Here is a 5,844-nt window from a genome sequence, read left to right on the forward strand (position 1 = left end):
CTGGTCGAACGTAAAAGCCGTATTTATCTGACGAAGAAGGTTTTTTCTAAAGACTCTGCCGAAGTTGCCGCCGCTATTATCTCGATGCTGAGCGGCTATAAGGACGTCTGTCACACAATCACGTTCGACAACGGCAGGGAGTTTACCCGGCACAAGGAAGTCGCTGACGCGTTGGAAGCGGAAACCTACTTCGCTCATCCATATGCCTCGTGGCAGCGCGGGCTAAACGAGAACACCAATGGGTTGTTGAGGCAGTTTATCCCGAAAGGAACTGACCTGACGGCAGTGACGGATGACGAGCTCCGCAAGTACCAGGGAGCACTGAATAGCAGGCCACGGAAATGCCTTGGGTTCCGGCAACCTTCAGTGGTCTTTGTAGAGCTAAAACAGGCGGCTTAGCGTTGCACTTCAAACTTGAATCCGCCCTTAAGAAAATCAGCGGTGGCCATGACCGAAGTGTAGAACACGCTGTCCGGCAGTTCGATCCCAGCAGAGGCAATGCGATTCGACAGATCAATCGCCGTTTGCGAAGGGTAGTTGGTCAGCACCACCAGCGGCATATTGTTGCCAACAATACGCTGTAGAAACTCCTGCGCACCCGGCACGGGGGTATTGTCGTGCATCGGCATGCCGTCGATATCACAGATGACGTTTTCAATGGTCATTCGTTCGAAATCCATTTTTTATTAACCTTCCAGCAGACGTTGCAGCAGGATGCCATTCAGTATGGCGCGTTTCGCCAGTGCAAAAGCGCCGATAGCCGAGCAGTGATCAATTTCGGAACACACCACCGGCAGATTTTTTCGGAATGCTTTCAGCGCCTGAGTATTAATGCAGCCTTCAATGGCGGGCAGCAGCACTTTGTCGGCTTCGGTAATTTCACCCGCAATCACAATTTTCTGTGGATTAAACAGATTAATGGCAATTGCAATAGCCTTGCCGAGATGGCGGCCCATGTGCTCAATCACTTCAGCGGCCAGCGCATCGCCGCGATTGGCGGCCCGGCAGATCGGCTGAATATGACAATCGTCAAGGGTCAGGCTACTCGGATAGCCCTGAGTCAGCTGGTAGCGCACGCGGTTTTCAATCGCGCTATTGGCCGTGATTGTCTCCAGACAGCCAAAATTCCCGCAGTGGCAGCGCTCGCCGAGTGGGTTAACTTGGATATGCCCAATCTCACCCACGTTGCCGTTGCTGCCGAGAAAAATATGCCCGTTAGCGATAATACCGGCCCCGGTTCCGCGATGCACACGCACCAGAATGGAGTCTGCGCAGTCGCGCGATGCGCCAAAATAGTGCTCCGCCAGCGCTAGGCTGCGAATATCGTGACCGACAAAGCTGGTAACGTTGAAGCGCTTTTCTATATTGGCAACCAGCGCCCAGTAGCTGACGCTGATATGCGGCATATAGAGGATAATGCCATTTTGGGGGTCAACCAAGCCGGGCAGGATCACTGAAATAGCAATCAGCTCGCGTAGCTTACGCTGGTGCTGCTCACTGAAATCGGCGATAGCGTTGAACAGGGCATTTTCTAGGGTTTCCTGGGTGCGTTCCGGCAGCGGGTAGTGCTCTTCCGCCATCGATTTTCCGCTCAAGTCGAACAGGGCAACGGTGGCGTCATTGCGCCCAAGGCGCACGCCGATAGTATTAAAGCCGCGTGTTTCCGTAATGATTGAAATCGCCCGGCGGCCCCCGGTGGAGGCCTGCTGGTCGACTTCACGGATCAACCCGCGCTCAATGAGCTGGCGGGTGATCTTGGTGACGCTGGCGGGCGCGAGATGACTGTGCTCGGCTATTTGAATGCGTGAGATAGGTCCTTGCTGATCGATCACCCGGTAAACGGCTGCGCTATTAATTTGTTTAACGAGATCAACATTTCCAATTTGAGCCTGGCCGCCAGTGGTCATTAAATAGCTACTCGCTTAAGACCTCGTTACCATTAACGATGGTCCGAATGATTTTGTAATCGCGGGTGAACACGGTCAGATTTGCCACTTTTCTAGCTTCAATTGAACCTAACTGGTTATCCACCCCCATTGCGCGGGCTGGGTAGAGTGTTGCCATTCTCAGCGTCTCATCGAGAGAGATGCCAACATGTTCAACGCTGTTCTCTACAGCTTCAATCATAGTCAACGCAGAACCACTCAGAGTGCCGTTCTTATCAAGACACAGCCCGTTGCGATAGTATATTGTTTTACCAGAAAAAATGAACCGTTCAATACTGGCTCCGGCAGGGGCGGTGGCATCGGTCACTAGGATCAGCTTGTCGCCCTTGATCCGTTTAGCGTTACGAATGTTAGCGTAATGCACATGTAAACCGTCGGCGATCACGCCACACCATACATCTGGTGAATCAAACAGCGCACCAATCAGCCCCGGCTCGCGACCGCTGGTGGTAGGCATTGCATTGTATAGATGGGTAGCAAAGGTCACGCCTGCATCGATCCCGGCGGCAGCTTCCTCATAGGTACCGTGCGAGTGGCCCGCAGAGATGACGATCCCGGCTGCGCGCAGCTGGCGAATGACCGCTGCATCCACTTTTTCCGGGGCGAGGGTTATTTTTGCTATCACATCGGCATTAGCGCAGAGGAAATCGACCAGTTCTTTGTCTGGCGCGCGGATCAGGACAGAGTCATGGGTACCTTTTTTCAGCGGGTTGAGCCACGGCCCTTCCAGATGCAGGCCCAGTGCTTGGTTGGCATTCTTCGCCAGATAAGCGCGCATCACTTCCACTGCGCGTTTCATTAATTCGTCGGTACTGGTAATCAGCGTAGGCAGAAAACTGGTGCAGCCTGATTTCTCGTTGGCTTTCTGCATGATTTGCAGCGTTTCTACGCTAATTGCTGCAATGTCATCGTTAAACTGCACGCCGCCACAGCCGTTGAGCTGCAGGTCGATAAATCCAGGAGCAATAATCGCACCACCGACATCGCGAGTTTCGATGCCAGCGGGGAGATCTTCCAGCGGACAGACACGTTCGATCAGACCATCTGCAATGACGACAGCATGGTTATCGGGGATTTTGTGTCCGGTGAAAATGCGACCCTGGGTCAACGCGTACATAATTTTTCTCCTGACTTTCCTGATAATTCCGGCTCTGCCCGGCATTTAATGCGCTCAGGCAGAGCCGTTCAGTGATGCGGGCATCACAGATCTTTGATATTTCTTGCTTCCATTTCGCGGAAATACTTCACGGTTTTTACTTTCAATTCTGAAGTGGAGGGTTCATCACAGACCACTACCGCATTGGCGTGCAGCTGCAGGCAGCTAATGGTCCACATGTGATTCACATTGCCTTCAACAGCGGCCTGTAGGGCCTGAGCTTTCACGTGGTCGGCCACAAGAATCATCACCTCTTCCGCATCCAGCAGCGTACCCACGCCGACGGTCAGCGCATATTTTGGTACCTGCTCAACATCACCGCCGAAGAAACGTGAGTTGGCGATACGAGTATCGTGGGTTAGCGTTTTAATGCGGGTGCGTGAAGCCAGTGATGACGCCGGCTCATTGAAAGCGATATGACCATCGTTACCGACGCCGCCCATAAACAGGTGGATTTTACCATAGGAACGGATCTTCTCCTCATACTGGCGACATTCTGCGTCAATATCCGGGGCATTGCCATTGAGAAGATTGATGCTTTCATTTGGAATATCAACGTGATCAAAAAAATTACGGTACATAAAGCTGTGGTAACTTTCCGGGTGCTCTTTGGGCAGGCCTACGTATTCGTCCATGTTAAAAGTAACAACGTGTTTAAAGCTAACCTGACCAGCTTTATGCCTCTCGATTAAATGCTTGTAGGCTTCAAGCGGTGTACCGCCCGTCGGCAGACCTAATACAAATGGACGGTCAGCAGTCGGATTAAAAGCGTTGATGCGGTTAACAATGTGGCATGCGGCCCACTTGCCGACCTGAGTCGGCGTTACCAGAGGAATCAGTCTCATATTGCACCTTATTTTATGCAGAGTTGGAATGGGTTGAGAACGGTGCTCTGTAATGGCTCAGGGTAAGCGTAACGTGATTACCGCATGAGGACAGAGGGAATTATTTATTATATTATTTGAATAATAAAATAAGTTTGTGCCGATCGCCAGCCGCATGCTAAGAATAATGTATTTCTTGGTGATTTTAGTCACAGATACGGCGATTTAATTTGCGAAGCGAATTAATTTTCTTTACACCACGCCTCGTGGTGTGTAGTGTCATACAAATTCCAAAAAAACGTGTAAAAATCAAAGCGGTTTTTGGTGCCATAATCGGGTTTCATAGGGGGAAATGGTGAATATTCTAGGCTTCTTTCAAAGATTAGGGCGGTCGTTACAGCTGCCGATTGCCATGCTGCCAGTTGCAGCACTGATGCTGTGTTTCGGCCAGCCCGACTTACTCAACATGCCGTTTATTGCCCAGGCGGGTGGTGCGATTTTTGACAATCTCGCGCTGATCTTCGCTATTGGTGTGGCATCGATCTGGTCGAAAGATAACGCCGGTGCAGCTGCGCTGGCGGGTGCGGTGGGTTACTTCATCCTCACCAAAGCGATGGTCACCATTAACCCAACGGTCAATATGGGAGTGCTGGCGGGAATTATTACCGGTTTGGTTGCCGGTATGACTTACAACCGCTGGTCCGACATTAAACTACCTGACTTCCTGAGCTTCTTCGGTGGCAAACGCTTTGTACCGATTGCGACCGGCTTTTTCTGTCTGGTGCTGGCCGCCATCTTTGGTTACGTCTGGCCACCGGTGCAGGCGGGCATTCACGCAGGCGGTGAGTGGATCGTCTCTGAAGGTGCGTTAGGCGCGGGTATCTTCGGTTTCGTTAACCGTCTGCTGATACCAACCGGTCTTCATCAGGTGCTGAATACCATTGCTTGGTTCCAGATTGGTGAGTTTACCAATGCTGCCGGAGCGGTATTTCACGGTGACATTAACCGCTTCTATGCGGGCGATGGCACGGCGGGCATGTTTATGTCTGGCTTCTTCCCAATCATGATGTTTGGTCTGCCGGGTGCCGCGCTGGCGATGTATCTGGCCGCGGCGAAAGAGCGTCGTCCTATGGTCGGTGGCATGCTGCTATCCGTTGCGGTCACCGCCTTCCTGACCGGTGTAACCGAGCCGCTGGAATTCCTGTTCATGTTCCTAGCCCCGATGCTGTATCTGATCCACGCGCTGCTGACCGGTATCAGCCTGTTCGTTGCCACCACTCTGGGAATCCACGCGGGCTTCTCGTTTTCTGCGGGCGCTATCGACTACTTATTAATGTACAAACTGCCTGCGGCCAGCCAGAACGTCTGGAAGCTGCTGATGATGGGCGTTATCGCCTTTCTAGCTTACTTCGTGCTGTTCAGTGCAGTTATCCGCATGCTAAACCTGAAAACGCCGGGCCGTGAAGATGCGAGTGACCTAGTGGTGACTGACGAAGCGAATAGCGATACCGAAGAGGGTCTGGCCCAGGTGTCGCGCAGCTACATTGGTGCGATTGGCGGTTCCGAAAACCTGAACATGATTGATGCCTGTATTACCCGTTTGCGCCTGTCGGTGAAAGATGCTTCCTTGGTCAATAACGCTCAGTGTAAGCGCCTCGGTGCTTCCGGTGTGGTGAAACTGAACAAGCAGACGATTCAGGTTATCGTCGGCGCGAAAGCCGAATCGATTGCGGAAGAGATGAAAAAACAGATTGCTAAAGGCCCGGTGGCTGCGGCTTCTGCTGCCAGCGCAGCACCGTGGTAAAAATCTTCAATACCAACCATGCTTTCTGCTTGGAAACGGAAAGGGGAAGTGGACTGGATACCGTGACGCGGGAGGAAAAGGTTTCACTCGCTTGATGGTTAGAAGATTGAATCG

General features: G+C 52.2%; 4 protein-coding genes and 2 pseudogenes. 2 read left to right on the top strand and 4 right to left on the bottom strand.

The genetic code is table 11. The features are described from left to right. A partial coding sequence (locus BBW68_RS06225) for an IS30 family transposase (RefSeq protein ID WP_148127474.1) occupies nt 1–399 on the top strand: 399 nt, incomplete at its 5' end. A gap of 26 nt (nt 400–425) precedes the next feature. On the opposite strand, the pseudogene BBW68_RS06230 reads toward BBW68_RS06225, so the two are convergent. From BBW68_RS06230 to nagB, 4 genes and pseudogenes are all read right to left on the bottom strand, one after another. Further along, nucleotides 426–665 (bottom strand): annotated as a pseudogene (locus BBW68_RS06230) (UMP phosphatase); the annotation flags it as partial. A 21-nt stretch (nt 666–686) separates the two neighbouring features. Then, nucleotides 687–1,907, bottom strand: a complete 1,221-nt coding sequence (nagC, locus tag BBW68_RS06235) for a DNA-binding transcriptional regulator NagC (protein ID WP_070134461.1) — start codon at nt 1,905–1,907, stop codon at nt 687–689. Between the two features lie 7 nt (nt 1,908–1,914). Further along, complete coding sequence (nagA, locus tag BBW68_RS06240; protein ID WP_070134462.1) at nt 1,915–3,063, bottom strand: N-acetylglucosamine-6-phosphate deacetylase; 1,149 nt, start codon at nt 3,061–3,063, stop codon at nt 1,915–1,917. A gap of 83 nt (nt 3,064–3,146) precedes the next feature. Further along, nucleotides 3,147–3,947: a glucosamine-6-phosphate deaminase gene (gene nagB, locus BBW68_RS06245; RefSeq protein ID WP_070134463.1), complete on the bottom strand. Its 801-nt coding sequence runs from the start codon at nt 3,945–3,947 to the stop codon at nt 3,147–3,149. A 334-nt stretch (nt 3,948–4,281) separates the two neighbouring features. Between nagB and nagE the strand changes: the two are divergent. Next, a pseudogene (gene nagE, locus BBW68_RS06250) lies at nt 4,282–5,844 on the top strand (N-acetylglucosamine-specific PTS transporter subunit IIBC); the annotation flags it as partial.

The organism is Candidatus Erwinia dacicola (genome assembly GCF_001756855.1).
Taxonomy (GTDB): domain Bacteria; phylum Pseudomonadota; class Gammaproteobacteria; order Enterobacterales; family Enterobacteriaceae; genus Erwinia; species Erwinia dacicola.